Source organism: Synechococcus sp. UW69, assembly GCF_900474185.1.
Classification (GTDB): domain Bacteria; phylum Cyanobacteriota; class Cyanobacteriia; order PCC-6307; family Cyanobiaceae; genus Parasynechococcus.
In genome coordinates this window covers 136,380-153,566 of sequence record NZ_UCNW01000011.1, presented here as the reverse complement: position 1 = coordinate 153,566, position 17,187 = coordinate 136,380, and the positions used below count along the sequence as shown (strand labels likewise).

Below are 17,187 nucleotides of genomic sequence, written 5' to 3'. Positions count from 1 at the left end.
GGTCTCATAGCCGGCTGGTACCGGCAATCAACTCAGAGTGATTCGAGATCTTCAAAGCGGAAGGTCTGACGTCCGGCTGGGGTGTCGCCGTGGGCTTCGGTGGTCACGACCCGCTCAGTCAGCACCCAGGGACCATCCCCTGGAAGAGGAGCGAAGGTGTCTTTGAAGCTGCTGCGGCCGCCCCGGGCTTCTCCCGTTGCTGGGTCGGCGTATTGACTTGTGTAGGTGTGGCTGAGGTATCCCGAGCCCGTGTGGGTGACATCGGTGGTGTAGATCGTCACGACGGTGCCGTGGATGTGTCGGTGAACCATGGTCACCACGTCATCCTTGATGCGGTATTTGTCACCTGCTCCCTTGCCGCCGATCAGAACTTCGGTTCCCACCTCGTTGGTGTCACCGGCCGTGAAGGTGTTCTCCCCGTGGGTCTGATCGAAGCTGCGACGAACGCGATGGATCGCCACCTCCCAAAGTTGTGAATTCACCGCCTTCAGAATGTCTTCGTTCTCAATTCCCTCAACCTTGGCCTTCAGATCAGCGCCGATTTCGAATTGGCCTTCGACCCGTTGATCGTCCTGCTGCCAGATGCAGCGTCCGCGATAGCCGGAAAAACCAGGGGCCCAGGTGTAGCGGTTCTCGTAGGCGCGACGAAAAACATCACGCAGGTCGCATCCAGGCTTGACGGGAACGGAGGCTGTCACAGCAGTGAAGTGGCTTCTGCAACCCTACCGGTGGTTTAACGCTGCATGGCGTGGACGTCTTGCAGTGCATGGATGCTGAGCCTTGGCTGTTGCTGGAGCGCGGAGATTGCTTCCACCGCAGCCCGTGCGCCTGCGAGGGTTGTCACGGTTGGTACGGCGTAATCAAGCGCTGCCCGGCGTAGATATTTGTCGTCATGGGCTGCCTGACGGCCAATCGGTGTGTTGATCACCAGCTGGACCTGATTGGAGCGGATCTGGTCCTCGATATTGGGTCGACCCTCGTGCACCTTGAGCACGGATTGCACTTTCAGTCCTGCGTTGGCGAGCGCTTGAGCGGTTCCTGAGGTTGCTGTCACATCAAACCCGAGTTCGATCAGCCGAGCGGCGATGGGCACCAATGCTTGCTTGTCGCGGTCGTGGGTGGAGAGGAACACTGTTCCTTGGGTGGGCAGCGCTTCACCTGCGCCGAGTTCGGCTTTGGCGTAGGCCATTCCGAAGCTGTCGGCGCATCCCATCACCTCCCCAGTGGAGCGCATTTCTGGCCCCAGCACCGTGTCAGCTCCAGGGAATCGCCGGAAGGGAAGGACGGCCTCCTTGATCGACTGCAGCGGCGGCTTCGGTTCGCGGGTCAAGCCAATGTCGCTGAGGGTTTCGCCCGCCATCAGACGGGTCGCTAATCGTGCCAGAGGTTGTCCTGTGGCTTTGGCGACGAAGGGGACCGTCCTGGAGGCGCGGGGGTTGGCTTCAATGATGTAGACGACTTCCGAACCATCGGTGTTGCGCTGAACGGCGAACTGGAGGTTGATCAGTCCACGAACCTCCAGGGTTTGTGCCAAGGAGCGACTCCAGTCGCGAATGGTGTTCAGCGCCGCTTCACCAAGGGAGACCGAGGGCAAACAGCAGGCTGAGTCACCGGAATGGATCCCAGCCGGTTCGATGTGCTCCATCAGACCCCCAACGATGACAGCGCCGTTGTGATCGCAGAGGGCGTCAACGTCTACTTCAACGGCATTTTCCAGATATTGGTCAATCAGAACCGGATGGTCGGGCTCCACCTGAACGGCCTCGCGCATGTAGCGGTTGAGTTCTTCTTCGTCGAAGACCACCTCCATGGCTCGTCCACCTAAGACGTAGGACGGCCGAACGACGACTGGATAGCCCACTCTGGTGGCCACGGCCCGCGCTTCCTCCTCACTGCGCGCCAGGCCATTGCGGGGTTGCCGGATGTTCAGATCGCGGAGGATGGCCTCGAACTGCTCGCGGTCTTCGGCGCGGTCGATCGATTCAGGGGAGGTGCCCCAGATGCTGGTGCCTGTCGCGCGTCCCTCCTCACTCTCGAGCCAGCGCAGCAGGGGAATGGCAAGTTTCAGGGGGGTTTGTCCACCGAACTGCACCACCACTCCATCGGGACGTTCCGCTTCGATCACATTGAGAACGTCCTCCAACGTGAGTGGTTCGAAGTAAAGGCTGTCACTGGTGTCGTAGTCGGTGGACACCGTTTCGGGATTGCTGTTCACCATCACTGTGGTGATCCCTTGCTCCTGCCCGGCAAAGGAGGCATGACAGCAGCAGTAGTCGAATTCGATGCCCTGCCCGATCCTGTTGGGGCCTCCGCCCAGGATCATCATCTTGCGACTGTCCTGGCGACGCGTCACTTCAGAAGAGGCTGGAAGGGTCTTTAGGGACCCATCCGCCTGCAGGGTCTGTAGCGGACGTTCATAGGTCGAGTAGTGGTACGGGGTGGATGAGGCGAACTCCGCAGCGCAGGTGTCGACGGTTTTGAAGATGGCGCGAACATCGAGCTGATGACGTCTCTGACGCACCAACAATTCATCGCTTTTGGTCTGCCAGGCGATCTGTCGGTCTGAAAAGCCCAGCTGCTTGGCTTCAAACAGGCTCTCGGCATTGAGCTGCTCGAGGCTTTTGCCCTTGATGAGCCTTGTTTCCGCCTCGATGATCCGCCGCAGTTTTGCCAGGAACCACGGGTCAATCTTGCTGATTCGATGAATCTCTTCATCGCTGCGTCCGCGCACCATCGCCGTTCGCACGCTGAGGATGCGCTCTGGTGAGGGGGTCCTCAGCCGACGATCGAGCTCACCGTCGCTGTGGTTCGGTTCCTCCCGGTCGCCTCCCCAGCCCGAGAGCCCTGTCTCCAAGGAACGCATGGCTTTCTGGAACGACTCTTCGAAACAGCGGCCGATGGCCATGGCTTCGCCCACCGACTTCATCGACGTGGTGAGCACCGCCGGACTGCCCCGGAATTTTTCGAAGGCGAAGCGCGGGATTTTGGTGACGACGTAATCGATCGTCGGCTCAAAGCAGGCTGGCGTCTTGCCGGTGATGTCGTTGAGGATTTCGTCGAGGGTGTAGCCAACGGCGAGACGTGCGGCGATCTTCGCGATCGGGAAGCCGGTGGCCTTACTCGCCAAAGCAGAGGATCGACTCACCCTTGGATTCATCTCGATCACCACAACGTCGCCGTTGTCCGGGTTGATGGCGAACTGGATGTTGCTGCCGCCTGTGGCAACACCAATCTCGCGAATGATGGCGATCGATTGGTCGCGCAGCCGTTGGTATTCCCGATCCGTGAGGGTTTGGGCTGGGGCCACCGTGATCGAATCCCCTGTATGCACCCCCATCGGGTCCAGGTTTTCGATGCTGCAGACGATCACCACGTTGTCCGCCAGATCACGCATCACCTCGAGCTCGAATTCCTTCCAGCCCAGTAGCGATTGCTCGATCAAGATTTGGGAGACCGGACTCGCCTCAAGCCCGCTCTTGCAGATCGCTGCGTATTCCTCGGGGTTGTAGGCAATTCCCCCCCCACTTCCGCCGAGGGTGAAGGCAGGCCGGATGATCCGGGGGAAACTGCCGATTGCGGCCCCAACGGCTTCGGCTTCCTCCTGAGATGAGGCAATCCCTGATGGGCAGACCTTCACACCGATGCGCTCCATGGCCTGCTTGAACAGCAGACGGTCCTCCGCCTTTTGGATCGCCTTGAGGTCGGCACCGATCAATTCGACGCCGAAGCGCTCCAAGGTGCCGTTTTCAGCCAGGGTGACTGCCAGGTTCAGAGCGGTCTGACCGCCCATGGTGGGGAGAAGAGCATCCGGTCGCTCCTGTTCGATCACCCGGGTGACGATGTCCGGCGTGAGCGGTTCGATGTAGGTGCGATCCGCCATCTCCGGGTCGGTCATGATCGACGCCGGATTGGAATTGATCAGAATGACCTCATATCCCTCGGCTCTGAGGGCTTTGCAGGCCTGGGTTCCGGAGTAGTCGAACTCGCAGGCCTGGCCGATCACAATCGGACCTGACCCCACCAGGAGAATGCGACTCAGGTCAGACCGCCTGGGCATGGGAAATCGTCCTAGGCCAAACAGTTCAAGCCTCTCACGCGGCCAAGCCCTGAGCCCCGAGCTTGGCCTCGCTACGGTGATGGAATATCAGCACCAGATTTGCGATGAGTGAGCTCCAGCGCCTGAAGGGGGTGCTGCCACCGGAAATGCAGAGCTGGGTGTTTGTGGAATCAGCTGCTGCAGTTGATCCTCCCTTAATCACCCTTGAAGAGATCGGTCGGGATGAAGTGGAGATCCAGGTGGATCTCGACGAATGGGATTCCCTCGCGTTGGACCACCGCAATTTGCTGTTCTGGCACGAGGTTGGTCGCATTCAGAACGACACCATTCCCAGGGATGGGTGGGAGATGGCCGCCCTGGCCATCGGCCTCGGCGGTGCCATCGGTGAATTGTGGGTTCAGGACGGCCTGCTGCTGCTCATGGCCCTTGGCCTTTCTGGCTTCGCGGGATACAGGCTCTACCTGAAGAACAATTCGGAAAAGCGTCTTCAGGACGCCATCAGTGCCGATGAGCGTGCGATTGATCTGGCCTGCCGGTTTGGTTACAGCGTTCCGAACGCCTATCGGAGTCTGGGGGGAGCACTGAAAGAGTTGGTCGAAAAGACCCGCAAGAAGAGTCGTCGCAGCTACTACGAGGACCGTCTGGAAGCCCTGCGGAAAAGCGCCAGCAAGGCCAGGGCCGAAATGGCTCAGCAAGAGGGCTCGCGCAGCTCAGTCACTAGCGAAAATGTCTATGGATAGTCAAAAGCTTGCCGAGCTGGTCGCCGACGCTTGCGATGACCGCAAGGCCACCGACATCCGTCTGATTCGCGTTGATGAGGTCTCCAGCCTGGCCGATTGGATGGTGATCGCCGGTGGTCAATCCGACGTCCAGGTTCGTGCCATTGCACGGTCTGTTGAAGACAGGCTGGAGGCTGAGGCAGATCTCTTGCCCTTGCGTAAGGAAGGTCTCAATGAAGGGCGCTGGGCTCTTCTGGATTACGGCGATGTCATCGTTCATGTGCTGATGCCCGATGAGCGCGGTTACTACGACCTTGAGGCTTTCTGGAGTCACGGTGAAAGTAGAACCTTCTTACCGTCAGCTCACTAGCCGCTTTCCCTATGCCAGAAGCGGTGTCCTGCCCCGTTCCTCCGGAGCAGCGGCCTCTTGAGGAGTTTCAGCAGCTCTGTGAGTCGTGGTTTTTTTCTTGGCCGGCAGGCCAGGATCCTCGTTTGATGCAACACCTTGCCGGCAGCTGGCTGTTGATGCTGCCGGTGTGCAGTTTGATCGCCAGTGGCAGTTGGACTCTCAAGCAGGATCCGCCCAGGCTCGTGGCTGCAGCCGCAGTTGCGGCTCTCGTTCTGCCTTTGCTGCTCCTTGTGCGCCAATGGCTGGGATGGACCTACGTCATGCAGCGTCTGCTGCGTGAATCCGTCGACTACGAGGAATCCGGCTGGTACGACGGGCAGACCTGGGAAAAACCCTTGTCATGGCGAGAACGAGATTTGCTTGTAGCTCGGCATGAGGTTCGACCAATCCTTGGGCGTTTAGGCCGTGCAATGGCCACCTCGGCCGGTTTGATGCTTGCTGGTGCCAGTCTCTGTCAGGCTCTTTGAACCACTCGGGGTGACCGATGACTTTGCCCTCGGGCTTCAGCCCTGCAGCCCGGTCCGGGTCAGCGCCCCTTGAGGTTTGTCTTCGGCGGGGATCCATCACGGAGTCGGTGCATCGTGTCCATGCGGTGGTCTGCGATGGACGTGGTCGGGTGCTGATGTCGGCTGGGAATCCTGGCTTGGAAAGTTTCATGCGCTCGGCGCTCAAGCCGTTTCAGGCTCTGCCCTTTCTCAGCAGTGGCACCGCCGGCCAGATGGATGTCGATGACCGGGGCATCGCCATCAGTTGCGCGTCCCATGCGGGCACCAATGCCCATGCGCGGGAAGCCTTCCGGTTGCTGTGGAAAGCGGAGTTGGACAGCGCTTCACTTCAATGTCCGGTTCCGGATGGTGCTGACAGTCCGCTTCAGCACAATTGTTCCGGCAAACACGCTGCTTTTCTGGCCACCAGTCGGAAGATGGGATGGCCGCTCGAGTCGTATCTGCAGAACGACCATCCGCTGCAGGTTGAAGTGAACCGTCGGGTTGCTGAACTGATAGGCCTGCCTGCCGACGAATTGGTTGCAGAACGGGATGATTGCGGCGCTCCGACCTTGGTGCTGCAGTTGGCCCAGATGGCGCTTCTGTATGCCCATCTCGGGGCCTCACAGCATGCTGAACTTGAACAGATCAGTCGGGCCATGCTGAGTCATCCCGACCTGGTGGCAGGCGAGGGGCGTTTCGACACCGAGCTGATGCGCCGCAGCCATGGTCAGGTCTTGAGTAAAGGTGGAGCTGAGGGCATTCAATGTCTGAGCCGCATTGGTGAAGGTCTTGGGGTAGCCATCAAGGTTGAAGACGGCTCCCGTCGTGCCAAGCAGGCGGTTGCATTGCATGTGTTGCGTCAACTGGATTGGCTCACGCCCATGGGGCTCGACGAGCTGGACGAGCAGGTGCTGGTCGTGAACCCGAGCGTCAAGCTCACCGTGAATGGCGCCTTGCACACCTGACCTCTGCAGTCATGCGTGACACCGACATGTATGATTTTCAGGTCGCCGCGGGGTAGAGCAGTCTGGTAGCTCGTCGGGCTCATAACCCGAAGGTCGGGAGTTCAAATCTCCCCCCCGCCACCAACTCTGATTGAATGAAAGATCTCCCTCAGGGGGGATCTTTTTTTGTCTGTGGTCGTTCCATGAGCAGTCGCTCTATGAACTGCGATGGCCCCTGGGACGCCATCGTCGTTGGCTCGGGAGCGAGTGGAGGTGTGGCAGCCATGACGCTGGCTGAGGGCGGCGCGCGGGTGCTTGTGGTGGAGGCTGGCCCTGACCTCACCAGCACGGAAGCCTTCGGGTCTGAGCCGGGCAATCTGTTGCGGCGGATCGTGGGACTGACCAGCGGCAGTCATCGCCGGCAGTCCCAGCATCCTGGCTACTGGAAAGCAAACCCTCGGCTGTACGCCGACGAGAGAATCCACCCTTACGACCACCCGACGGACCAGCCTTTTCTCTGGACGCGAGGTTTGCAGGTTGGCGGTCGCAGCCTGACCTGGGGTGGCATCACCCTGCGTCTTTCCGATGAGGATCTGGCCGGTGTCAACGTTGACGGCGAACAGGTTGGTTGGCCCCTGCGTAGCCGTGACCTGATGCCGCATTACGCCGAACTGGAGCGCTGGCTCGGCGTTCATGGTGGGCGCGATGGTTTGGATTATCTGCCGGATGGAGACACGCAACCGGCTCTGGCGGCGACGCCGGCAGAGCAGCGCTTTGCCGAGGTTGTGCGGCATCGGTTGGGTTACCCCGTGATTCCCTCAAGGGGCTTTGGTCCGGCGCCGCAGGGGCGGGATCCCGCATGGCCTCGCTCAAGCAGTCGCGGCAGCAGCCTTCCTCGTGCCATGGCTACAGGACGCACACAGCTGCTGTCTGAGCATCTGGTGGAGCGTCTACTGGTGGATGCAGGCGGCGATAAAGCCACTGGTGTGGTTGCCGTTGATCAAGCCAATGGCAACAGAAAGGAGTTGAAGGCGGATCTCGTGGTCTTGGCTGCTTCGACGATTCAGACCGTATCCATCCTGCTGCGTTCCCGTCGTGGAGAGCAGAGCAACGGTTTTGACGACCCTTCAGGACGTCTCGGTACACGCTTGATGGATCACGTCTCTACGTCGCAGTTTTTTGCTTTCCCCGAGCAAGTCCATGCAGCGCAGCCACCTCTCACGGGGGCCGGAAGTTTCTTTGTGCCCTTTGGGCGGCACCTTTCATCTGCTGAATTTCAGGGAGGCTATGGACTCTGGGGAGGTATTGGGCGGTTTGACCCACCTCGATGGTTGAGGCGTCGCCCGTCCTGCATCACCGGGTTCCTCATTGGCCACGGTGAAGTCCTCCCGAGAGTTGAGAACAAAGTGACGCTGAGTGAGCGCAGGGATCGCTGGGGCGTGCGTGTTCCCTTGATTTCCTGTCGTTGGAGTCGCAATGAGCTGGCGATGGTGACGCACATGCGCGCTTCCATCAAGGCCTGTATCGACGCTGCCGGAGGTGAGGCCCAGCCGATTAAGGACCTTTTCCATCTCCCCTTCGTTGAGCCTTTCTTGGATGGGGCGGTTGCTCTGTCTGACGGCGCAGCACCACCGGGTTATTACATCCATGAGGTTGGAGGGGCTGCGATGGGCTCGAACGAGACAAGCAGCGTCCTCGATTCCTTCAACCGGCTCTGGCGCGTCCCCAATGTGCTGGTGGTTGACGGTGCCTGTTGGCCCTCCTCGGCCTGGCAGAGCCCAACGCTCACCATGATGGCCCTCAGCCGTCGGGCGTGTCTGTTGGCCCTTAGTGGTCGGGGCGGATAAACAAATCGTCGAGATAGCGCTCGGTCACGGCGCGGTCGTCACTGCCGTTCTGAAACAGAAAGTGGGCAAGGGCGGAACTCATGACGCGGTATTGATCCCAGGTGGGGTTCTCACCGATGAAATCCTTCATGCCTCGATAGAGCACCTCGGGAATTTCAGTCTCCAGGCTCACGTAGCTGGCTTTTGCAGAGGTTCCGCGTTCCGTTGTCCCCATCTCATGGCATCGCTCGAGATGATTTCGATCCATTTTGTCTAGCTCGCCCATGTCCAACGCCACTAAGAAAGCCACACAACCGCCATTTGCGTCAAAGCCGTCTCCATTTGCTGAATTACGAATGAGACGAGATGAGACAGCAGTCAGAGACTTGGGTTGGACGCATGAAGGGCGACGAAGATGGCTTGGCCTAGGGAGTTAGAGCGGACTGTCAACCCGATGGCGCCCTTCCCGTGGAAATTCACAGGTTGACCGTCACGTCAGGCAAGCCACCTTCAGCCTGTGGAAAAGAGCTGTGTTTCCTGTGGAGAAAGCGGGCGAACCCCTGTAAAGGATGTTCGATAAGCAAATCTGATCTTTGCTCCGTCGCTCCTGTCGCTTTCAAGAACCGTGTCATTGGTGACCGAGGAACGGTTTTGCTTAAGGGTTATGGATTCAATCTTTAGGAGCGTCGCTGGTGCGCTTCAGCGTGGTGGGCCCCAAGGGGTGATCGGCATGGGGATAAGGGGGGTGATGGTGGTCATGGCTGTGGTCTGCCCCATGGCTGTGGTCTGCCCCATGGTTGTGATCTGCCTCATGGCTGTGGTCATGGGCAATCGGTAGGCCGTCGGGTTGGCAAGCCCCTGTGCACTCCAATTCGCAGAGCGTGCAGCTTTCCGCAAGTCCTTCCACGTGATGGTGGTGGCTTTCCTGCGCACGCCCCACGTCCTGTTCGAAGCCCAGCACCTGGGCTCTGTACTTGCAGAGCGAGCAGTTCATGGCAGTGTCGCCACGCAACACTTCCTCGACCCGCTCTTTGAAGGTGTCCACCACCAGTGTGTGGTCGCCCAGGTACCCCGCCGAGAGAAACTCCACCTCAGGGTGGTCCGCTTCCACCAGAGCGGTGTGTTGGCGGATTCGGCTTACCAAAACCCCTGAAAAGAGGAAGTAGGGCACCACCACAACACGTTTGAAACCCAGCTTCACCGCATGGCGTAGCCCTGGTTCCACCAGCGGGAAGGTCACGCCGGAATACACCGTTTCTCCCCAGCCGAAGCCAAACCCTTCCACCAGTAGGCGCGTCACCTTGGCCACGTTGGAGTTGGCGTCTGGATCGGATGAACCTCGACCCACCACCACCAGGAGGGTTTCTGTCAGCGGGACGGTGCTCGTGGCGGCGTCGAGACATTCCTGAACCCTTGCTCCGGCAGCCGACACCATCAGGCGATCCACGCCCAGCTCACGGCCGTAATCGATCGGCAGACCAGTTTCAGCGGTGTAGGTGTTGAGAACGGAGGGGATGTCGTTCTTGGCATGCCCCGCGGCGAAAAGCATGGCGGGAATGGCCAGCACCTTGGTGACGCCTTTCTCGCGGAGCGCTTCAAGACCATCCCGAAGGATGGGGCGGGCAAATTCCAGGTAGCCGTGTTCCACCGGCATCGGGGCGAGCCGAGGCCGTAGGGCTTCCACCATCTGGGCGAACTCTTCAACGGCCAGTCGGTTGCGACTCCCGTGGCCGCAGATCAGAACGCCAAGATGCTCGTTGCCGGTTTCCGCGTGCTGTTCGGCCAAAAGGTCGCTCTGCTGTTCCAATGGATTGACGATATCGGTCGCATCGCGATGGATTCAGACCGTCCCGTTTTCATCAATGCGCAGGCGGCTGATGCGAGGTGCTCCGGCCTGGTATCTCCACGGCCGGAAACCTTGAGTGATTGCATTCGGGATTGGAGTGGTCCGCGGCCATTACGACTCTGTGGGGGTGGCACCACATCTCGCGCCGCCGCCGCCGACAACTGGACGGTGGATGTTCAAACCCACTTCAAACGTCTTGATTGGGAGCCTGCCGATCAGACGGTGTTGATCGGTGCAGGGTGCCGAATGGGAGAGGTGCTCGATGCGTTGCTTCCTTACGGCCGAACGATGGCTGCCGGTTTGTCGGGGCTGCCCGGGCTTGGTTATGTGCTCACCGGCGGCATGGGGCCGCTGAGTCGACAAGTGGGGCTGGCTGTCGACCAATTGCTGGAGATTCATGGTGTGTGGGGTGATGGCACCCCCTTTGCGCTGTCACGAGCAGCTGATGGTGGCTCGTTGGAGTGGCGCGGCCTGTGTGGTGCTGCACCGTTTCTGGGTGTGGTGAGCGAGGTGCGCATGACCACCCATCCCGTTCAGCCGCTGTGGGTGGAGCAGCGTTCGGTTTCTCCGGATCAACTCGCTGCACTCATGCTCCAGGCGGAAGCATCGGACTCCAGCGCCAGCCTGCAATGGCATTGGGAGAGCACCGACGCGGTGCAGTCGCTTTGGGTTGGTCATGCTGCATGGGCCGGAGCGCAGCGGATCGAGGGGTTGCATCAGCTCCCATCGTTGAGAGGATCAGCTCCGCTGCCTCCCCGTTGTCATTCGGAGGTCGTTGGTTTGTTGGGCCCTGCAGCTGCTGAGGCCTGGGGACATTTGATGCCGGAGCTACGCCATCTGCTGCAGCACCGTCCGCATCCGGGCTGCAACCTGGCCTGTCAGCAGCTTGGTGTGGTGACAAAAAAGGTTCCAGTCGCGGCTACCTCGTTTGTCCACCGCGATGCCGAGTGGAAACCTTGGATCACGGCGGCTTGGACGCCAGGGGATGCCGATGGCCGATGCCGCAGCCTCGCTTGGCTGCAAGCGGTTTGGCAGATCCTCCAACCGGTCTGCCCTGGAGTGCATCTGGCGCAGTTTCATGACCACCTGCCGTTTCACCAAAGGGAGTTGGAGGCAGCGTTTGGACCCTGGTTGCTGGAGTTGCGAAAGCTGAAACAGCGCTTGGATCCGGCAGGCATCCTGCCGGCGCTCTGATTTACGGTCGCCCCTAACCGGCATCCGCTGATGGCCAAGCGATCCAACCCAACCCTGGTGAATCAGTGGTTTGCTAATCCCAGCAAAGACCTTCTTTCCGGACTTGTGGTGGCTTTCGCCATGATCCCGGAGGCCATCGCTTTTTCTGGGATCGCTGGGGTGGATCCCAAGGTCGGTCTGTTCGGAGCGTTTTGCCTGTCGCTGACCATCGCTGTGGTTGGGGGCCGGATGGCGATGATCACGTCGGCAACCGGCTCCACGGCGCTCTTGATGACAGGCCTGGTGGCGACGGGTGAGGCTCGGGGGCCAGGCCTTGGGGTGCAATATCTGATGGTGGCTGGTCTGGTGACGGGCCTGCTCCAGATCCTTTGGGGGTATCTGCGATTGGCGTATCAGATGCGCTTTGTTCCCCAAGGGGTGCTGAGCGGGTTTGTGAACGCGCTGGCCTTGCTCATCTTTCAGGCCCAGTTGCCTCAGCTCGGTTTGAATCTCCATGCTGGAGAAGCCGATCACGGAGCCTCCTCTCTGTTGCCCCATGGCGGGCAGATCCCAGTCGTCTGGGGGTTGGTCCTGCTCGGCCTGGTCATCATCTATGGCCTTCCAAGGCTGACCCGTGTGGTGCCATCGCAGCTGGTCGCCATCGTTGTGCTGACGGCGATCAGCGTGGGTTTCAGCTTCGACATCCCTACGGTCAGCAGCCTGGGCACCCTTCCCTCTGGCCTCCCCTCCTTCAGTCTTCCCTTCGGCGCCGAAGGTGTTCCCTTCAGCCTGGACACTCTGGGGCTGGTGCTGCCCACCGCCCTGGCCATTTCGCTCGTGGGCCTAATGGAAACCTTCCTGACCCAGGACATCCTCGACGACAAGACCGACACCACCACCAACAAAAACGTTGAGGCCCGGGGTCAGGGCATTGCCAACATTGTCGCGTCCTTGTTTGGTGGCATGGCTGGCTGTGCCCTTGTGGGCCAGTCCGTGATGAACGTGGATAACGGTGGTCGCACGCGCCTCTCAACCTTGTTTTCTGGAGTCAGCCTGCTGGCGATGATCCTTCTGGCTGGACCTTGGCTGAAGCAAATTCCGATGGCGGCTTTGGTGGCCGTGATGATCAGCATTGCCGTCAGCACGGCTGACATCAATGGCCTCCTCAACTTGCGTCGCATTCCGAAGAGCGACACGTCGGTGATGCTGATGACCTTCGCCGTCACCATGCTCACGACCCCTCACAACCTCGCCCTTGGTGTTTTGGCTGGCGTGGCTTTGGCAGGAATTCTGTTCAGTCGCAAAGTTGCCAAGGTGATTCAGGTGGAGACCATCGAGATCAGTGATCAGGAGCGTCTGTACCGGGTTGAGGGGCAGCTGTTTTTTGTGAGCAAGGTCTACTTCCTTCAGGCATTTGATCTTCACGACCATCCCGAGCGCATCACTCTTGATCTGTCCAAGGCCCATATCTGGGACCAGAGCGGCGTGGCTGCACTGGATCAGGTCATCCGCAAATATCGCAACGGTGGTTCGGTCGTCAGCGTTGTAGGCCTCAACGAAGAAAGCCTTGATCTGTTCGAGCGGATTGGGGGGCAGGAATCAGCGCATGCCTGATCTTGAGCTTTGATTTCAGAATCTTGAGGCTGAATTGGGAGCCCCCATCGTGGCGAGACAGACACTGAGGTCTTGGTGCATGGCCAGGAGGCGTTGCTGAACCTGCGCATCTTCAGGGTTGGTCTCCACGTACCTTTCGGTGACGTCGTTGCTGATGCTCAACAACAGGCAAAGCGTCTGAAGGTCACCACCAGCGCGTTGCTGAGCACTCTCTAAAAGAACCCCCAACAGAGCCATTTTGTTGTTGTAAGCCCCCCGATCGCTGCCCTCCCACGAGAGAGCAGCGGGGGCAGTGGTTCCAGCGATCAGTCCGGCCAAAAGCCCGGCCAAGACTTTCATTGCGGTGAATTTAATTAAGGCGAAATTAAGTCGGTTCCAATCGATTTGCCCGGGATCTGGGACAATCCCACCCGATCCGTACCAACGCTGATGTTCCGATCCCATTCGCGTGCTCTGATCGCTGCATTGGCAGGTCTGTCTGCCCTGCTCAGCTCTTGCGCCTCACTGGATAGTGCGGGTGGTTCGCGCCTGGATCTCGTTAAAGCGCGAGGCGAGTTGCTCTGCGGGGTGAGCGGCAAAATTCCAGGTTTCAGTTTTCTTAGTCCTGATGGGCGTTACACCGGATTGGATGTCGATGTCTGCCGTGCCATGGCAGCTGCTTTTGTGGGGGACGCTGAGAAGGTTCAATACCGGCCTTTGACCGCTCCAGAGCGATTCACTGCATTGCGATCGGGAGAGATTGATCTGTTATCCCGCAACACGACCCATACCCTCAGTCGCGATGCGGTGGGCGGGAACGGTCTGCGCTTTGCTCCAGTGGTGTTCCACGATGGCCAGGGATTGATGGTGAATGCAGCCAGCGGAGTGCGCTCTCTGGCTGATTTGAGCGGCAAATCCATTTGCGTGGGATCAGGCACCACCACCGAACAGAACCTCAACGACGCCTTCGCGTCTCAAGAGCTGCCTTACACCCCGATTAAATATCAGGATCTCAATCAGGTGGTCGGTGGCTACCTCCAGGGGCGATGTGAAGCCATGACTTCGGATCGGTCTCAACTGGCGGCTGCACGTTCTGGCTTCAGCGATCCACAGCAGCATTTAATTCTCGACGACAGGATCAGCAAAGAGCCTTTGGCTCCGGCCGTGGTTGGTGGTGATCAGCCCTTGGGCGATGCCATGGCATGGGTGGTCTATGCCCTGATCGAGGCGGAGGAGCGGGGCATCACTCAGGCCAATGTCGACGCCTTGGTGCAGCAAGTTGAAGCCGACCCTTCCCAGACGGCTCTGCGGCGATTCCTGGGTGTGGATGCAGGCCTGGGTCGCAAACTCGGGCTCCCCGATGACTTTGTCGTTCAGGTGATTCGTTCGACCGGTAATTACGGCGAGATCTACAACCGCCATCTGGGTCCGGAGAGTGCGGTGGCCATCCCAAGGGGTGCCAATCGCCTTGCCGGTGAGGGTGGTTTGATGATTGCTCCACCCTTCACCTGATGCGGCATCGTCGTCTTCTGCTTCAGGTTGGTGTTGCCGGGGTTCTGTTCGGCTTGCTGGCCCTGTTGGTCAATAATCTGGCCGTCAATTTGATCCGTACGGGGCTGGGGCTGGGTTTTGGCTGGCTTGGCCGACCGGCAGGCTTCGCTCTGGCGGAAACCGCTCTCCCTTATGCCCCATCCGACAGCTATCTCTGGGCGCTGACCATCGGTTGGCTCAACAGCCTCAAGGTGATCGTGGCTGGTCTTGTGCTGGCCACCATCTTGGGTGTGGCTGCAGGTGCAGCCCGCAGCAGCGGCAACCGTCTGCTTCGCAGCCTGGCCGGGGGGTACGTGGCGCTGATTCGTCAGGTTCCCCTGCTCCTGCAGTTGCTGTTCTGGTATTTCGTTGCCTTCCTCGGTCTTCCTGCAGCACCGATCGGTGGCTTGATCAGGCTCTCGAATCAGGGCATTCAGTTGTTGGGATTGAATCTCAGCGTTGAATTTTGCGCTGTTCTCGTCGGACTCACCGTATTTACCGGTGCATCGATTGCCGAGATTGTGCGCGGTGGCATCAATGCAGTGTCAAGGGGCCAATGGGAGGCCTTCCGCAGTCTTGGACTCGGAGAAGGTCTCGGGTTGCGTCGCATTGTGCTGCCCCAGGCGCTACCGGCGATTCTTCCTGCGCTGACGAGCCAGTACCTCAATCTTGCCAAGAACAGCACGTTGGCGATTGCGGTGGGTTATGCCGATCTCTACGCCGTAAGTGACACCACCATCACGCAAACCGGCCGCGCGATTGAAGGATTCCTGCTTCTGTTGCTCAGCTTTCTGCTGCTGAATTTGCTGATCAGCGGTGGCATGGCCGCCTTCAACAGTGCGGTGCTGGGCCGTTTGAACAGGAGCCGCTGATGAACCGTTGGTTGGATCGCTCGATCACCCTCCTCCTGGTGGCGCTGCTCGGTTGGGCCGGCTGGTCGCTGCTGCATTGGTTGCTGCACACGGCCGACTGGTCTGTGGTGACAACGAATCTGCCGCTTTATGCGGTGGGCAGTTTCCCGGCGGATCAACGTTGGCGCCCGCTGCTGTGGATGGCTGGATTGATCACCCTCACGTTGCTGACCCTCTGCGGTCCGAAGCGTGGTCCTGTTCGCCGTTGGCTGCCGCTGCTCTGGATCGCAATGGCACCGCTGGGGCTTTGGCTGTTGGCAGGAGGCCTTGGCCTTCTGCCGGTGGGATCGCGTCGTTGGGGTGGGCTGACACTCACGCTGCTGCTCACGGGAGGCAGCGGCGCTTTGGCGCTGCCGCTTGGAATCCTGCTGGCTTTGGGCCGCCGCAGTGACCTTCCGGTGTTGCGCTGGAGCAGCTCCACTTACATCGAATTGATGCGGGCTGTCCCGTTGATCGCCGTTCTGTTTTTCGGACAATTGCTGATTCCGCTGTTCCTTCCGCCAGGGCTTGAGATCAACAGGGTTTTACGGGCGGTCGTGGCCTTCGCCTTGTTTGCAGCGGCCTACATCGCTGAGGATGTGCGCGGTGGATTGCAAGCGATTCCGCCCACCCAGCGGGAAGCGGCAGCCGTGCTTGGCCTTTCACCACGACAATCACTGCAACTGGTGGTGCTGCCCCAGGCGCTGCGGGTGGCACTGCCGTCGCTCACCAACCAGGCGGTGGGTCTGCTGCAAAACACCAGCCTGATGGCCATTCTCGGTTTGGTCGAGTTGCTGGGCATCAGCCGCAGCCTGTTGGCGAATCCCGCTTTCATCGGTCGCTATTTGGAGGTGTATCTCTGGCTTGCTGCGGTTTACTGGCTGGCGTGTACGGCGATGGCTCTGCTGGCCCGGCACCTGGAACTTCAGCTCGATCCTGCCCGCTCTGCCCCATGACCGTTGCCATTCGTGCCACTGAGTTGGTCAAGAGCTACTCCCAAGGGGTGAAAGCTCTTGATGGCGTCAGTTTGGAAGTGAACAGCGGCGAAGTTCTGGTGGTGATGGGTCCTTCGGGATCCGGAAAGAGCACCTTGATCCGTACCTTCAATGGTCTGGAATCGCTGGATGGCGGTGCCTTGGATGTGCTGGGGGAACGCTTGGATGCCACCCATGGGGAACGTCAGGTGCGGGCGATTCGCAAACGTGTGGGCATGGTGTTTCAGCAGTTCAACCTGTTCCCCCATCTCTCGATCCTCGACAACATCACCCTTGCCCCGATCAAGGTGCAAAAGCGAGCAAAGGCTGATGCGGAGCATCGCGCCATCGAGCTTCTCGACCAGATGGGAATTCGGGAGCAGGCACGGAAGTACCCGGCGCAACTCAGTGGTGGTCAACAACAGCGGGTGGCGATCGCCCGGGCTTTGGCCTTGGATCCGGAGGTGATGCTGTTCGACGAGCCCACGAGCGCTTTGGATCCGGAGCGGGTGAAGGAAGTGCTGGATGCGATGCGCCAATTAGCCCAGGGCGGCATGACGATGGTGGTGGTGACCCACGAACTGGGCTTTGCCCGTGAGGTGGCGGATCGGGTGATGTTTATGGACCGGGGCCAGGTGGTGGAGACCTCCGACCCGCAGACGTTCTTCACCAATGCCAGAGAAGAACGCAGCCGCAGATTCCTGAACCAGATGCAGCACTGAAAGAGCTGAGAGACTT

16 protein-coding genes and 1 tRNA gene are annotated in these 17,187 nt (G+C 59.8%); 12 read left to right on the top strand and 5 right to left on the bottom strand.

The window, feature by feature from the left end; translation table 11 throughout:
* Window positions 1–32: 32 nt before the first annotated feature.
* Together DXY29_RS11660 and carB are read right to left on the bottom strand one after the other, a co-directional pair.
* Window positions 33–698, bottom strand: coding sequence for a DUF3386 domain-containing protein (locus DXY29_RS11660; protein ID WP_115025205.1), 666 nt, complete (start codon window positions 696–698; stop codon window positions 33–35).
* Window positions 699–733: 35 nt separating this feature from the next.
* Window positions 734–4,057: a carbamoyl-phosphate synthase large subunit gene (carB, locus tag DXY29_RS11655; RefSeq protein ID WP_115025204.1), complete on the bottom strand. Its 3,324-nt coding sequence runs from the start codon at window positions 4,055–4,057 to the stop codon at window positions 734–736.
* 104 nt (window positions 4,058–4,161) lie between these two features.
* On the opposite strand from carB, the gene DXY29_RS11650 reads away from it, so the two are divergent.
* The 6 genes from DXY29_RS11650 to DXY29_RS11625 all read left to right on the top strand — a co-directional run bounded on the left by DXY29_RS11650 (window position 4,162) and on the right by DXY29_RS11625 (window position 8,464).
* Complete coding sequence (locus DXY29_RS11650; protein ID WP_115025203.1) at window positions 4,162–4,797, top strand: DUF3318 domain-containing protein; 636 nt, start codon at window positions 4,162–4,164, stop codon at window positions 4,795–4,797.
* Window positions 4,790–5,146 carry a ribosome silencing factor gene (rsfS, locus tag DXY29_RS11645; protein WP_115025202.1) on the top strand — a complete coding sequence of 119 codons (357 nt, stop codon included), beginning with the start codon at window positions 4,790–4,792 and terminating at the stop codon, window positions 5,144–5,146. The genes DXY29_RS11650 and rsfS overlap by 8 nt, the downstream gene beginning before the upstream one ends.
* Before the next feature lie 11 nt (window positions 5,147–5,157).
* On the top strand, window positions 5,158–5,652 hold the full coding sequence (locus DXY29_RS11640; RefSeq protein ID WP_115025201.1) for a CGLD27 family protein: 495 nt from the start codon (window positions 5,158–5,160) through the stop codon (window positions 5,650–5,652).
* Between the two features lie 17 nt (window positions 5,653–5,669).
* Window positions 5,670–6,638: an asparaginase gene (locus tag DXY29_RS11635; protein ID WP_115025200.1), complete on the top strand. Its 969-nt coding sequence runs from the start codon at window positions 5,670–5,672 to the stop codon at window positions 6,636–6,638.
* Window positions 6,639–6,684: 46 nt separating this feature from the next.
* Window positions 6,685–6,761: transfer RNA gene (locus tag DXY29_RS11630), tRNA-Met, on the top strand.
* Between the two features lie 59 nt (window positions 6,762–6,820).
* Window positions 6,821–8,464 (top strand): GMC oxidoreductase, encoded by a 1,644-nt coding sequence (locus tag DXY29_RS11625; RefSeq protein ID WP_115025369.1) that lies wholly within the window; start codon window positions 6,821–6,823, stop codon window positions 8,462–8,464.
* On the opposite strand, the gene DXY29_RS11620 is transcribed toward DXY29_RS11625, so the two are convergent.
* On the bottom strand, window positions 8,445–8,711 hold the full coding sequence (locus DXY29_RS11620) for a DUF2811 domain-containing protein (protein WP_115025370.1): 267 nt from the start codon (window positions 8,709–8,711) through the stop codon (window positions 8,445–8,447). The genes DXY29_RS11625 and DXY29_RS11620 overlap by 20 nt on opposite strands.
* Before the next feature lie 402 nt (window positions 8,712–9,113).
* Window positions 9,114–10,229 carry a sirohydrochlorin chelatase gene (locus DXY29_RS11615; RefSeq protein ID WP_115025368.1) on the bottom strand — a complete coding sequence of 372 codons (1,116 nt, stop codon included), beginning with the start codon at window positions 10,227–10,229 and terminating at the stop codon, window positions 9,114–9,116.
* Here DXY29_RS11615 and DXY29_RS11610 point away from each other — a divergent pair.
* Together DXY29_RS11610 and DXY29_RS11605 are read left to right on the top strand one after the other, a co-directional pair.
* Entirely contained in the window at window positions 10,194–11,483 is a 1,290-nt protein-coding gene (locus DXY29_RS11610; RefSeq protein ID WP_244279386.1) for an FAD-binding oxidoreductase, read from the top strand. The two genes, DXY29_RS11615 and DXY29_RS11610, sit on opposite strands and share 36 nt — an antisense overlap.
* Window positions 11,484–11,513: 30 nt before the next feature.
* Window positions 11,514–13,076, top strand: a complete 1,563-nt coding sequence (locus DXY29_RS11605; protein WP_115025198.1) for a SulP family inorganic anion transporter — start codon at window positions 11,514–11,516, stop codon at window positions 13,074–13,076.
* 15 nt (window positions 13,077–13,091) lie between these two features.
* Here the strand turns inward: DXY29_RS11605 and DXY29_RS11600 are convergent, their stop codons facing one another.
* Complete coding sequence (locus DXY29_RS11600; RefSeq protein WP_115025197.1) at window positions 13,092–13,415, bottom strand: hypothetical protein; 324 nt, start codon at window positions 13,413–13,415, stop codon at window positions 13,092–13,094.
* A gap of 90 nt (window positions 13,416–13,505) precedes the next feature.
* On the opposite strand from DXY29_RS11600, the gene DXY29_RS11595 reads away from it, so the two are divergent.
* From DXY29_RS11595 to DXY29_RS11580, 4 genes are read left to right on the top strand one after another with little or no spacing between them, the layout of a single operon-like run.
* On the top strand, window positions 13,506–14,567 hold the full coding sequence (locus tag DXY29_RS11595; protein ID WP_115025367.1) for an amino acid ABC transporter substrate-binding protein: 1,062 nt from the start codon (window positions 13,506–13,508) through the stop codon (window positions 14,565–14,567).
* Window positions 14,567–15,457 (top strand): ABC transporter permease subunit, encoded by an 891-nt coding sequence (locus DXY29_RS11590; RefSeq protein WP_115025196.1) that lies wholly within the window; start codon window positions 14,567–14,569, stop codon window positions 15,455–15,457. Before DXY29_RS11595 ends, DXY29_RS11590 begins: the two co-directional genes overlap by 1 nt.
* A complete protein-coding gene (locus DXY29_RS11585) occupies window positions 15,457–16,431 on the top strand; it encodes an amino acid ABC transporter permease (protein WP_115025195.1) in 975 nt (324 codons plus the stop codon). Before DXY29_RS11590 ends, DXY29_RS11585 begins: the two co-directional genes overlap by 1 nt.
* On the top strand, window positions 16,428–17,171 hold the full coding sequence (locus DXY29_RS11580) for an amino acid ABC transporter ATP-binding protein (protein ID WP_115025194.1): 744 nt from the start codon (window positions 16,428–16,430) through the stop codon (window positions 17,169–17,171). Before DXY29_RS11585 ends, DXY29_RS11580 begins: the two co-directional genes overlap by 4 nt.
* Window positions 17,172–17,187 lie beyond the last annotated feature (16 nt).